The sequence below is a fragment of the Chryseobacterium sp. S90 genome, from assembly GCF_047444895.1.
GTDB lineage: Bacteria > Bacteroidota > Bacteroidia > Flavobacteriales > Weeksellaceae > Chryseobacterium.
The window spans coordinates 1-227 of sequence record NZ_JBLGCX010000037.1 but is presented as its reverse complement, the minus strand read 5'-3'; the positions used below and the strand labels follow the sequence as shown (position 1 = coordinate 227).

The window sequence follows — 227 nt, the reverse complement described above, 5'->3', positions numbered from 1 at the left end:
GTGTAATTGGTAGCCACGCCAGACTTAGGATCTGGTGCCGTGAGGCGTGGGGGTTCGAGTCCCTTCATCCGCACTATGCGAAAATAGCTCAGCTGGTAGAGCACAACCTTGCCAAGGTTGGGGTCGCGGGTTCGAATCCCGTTTTTCGCTCCACACCATGCCCTGGTGGTGGAACTGGTAGACACGCAGGACTTAAAATCCTGTGTCCGCAAGGACGTACGGGTTCA

1 tRNA gene is annotated in these 227 nt (G+C 55.9%); it reads left to right on the top strand.

Features of this window, described 5'->3' with window-relative positions:
- Positions 1-77: 77 nt before the first annotated feature.
- Positions 78-153, top strand: a tRNA-Gly gene (locus ACLMCG_RS23135).
- The last annotated feature ends 74 nt before the right edge of the window (positions 154-227 follow it).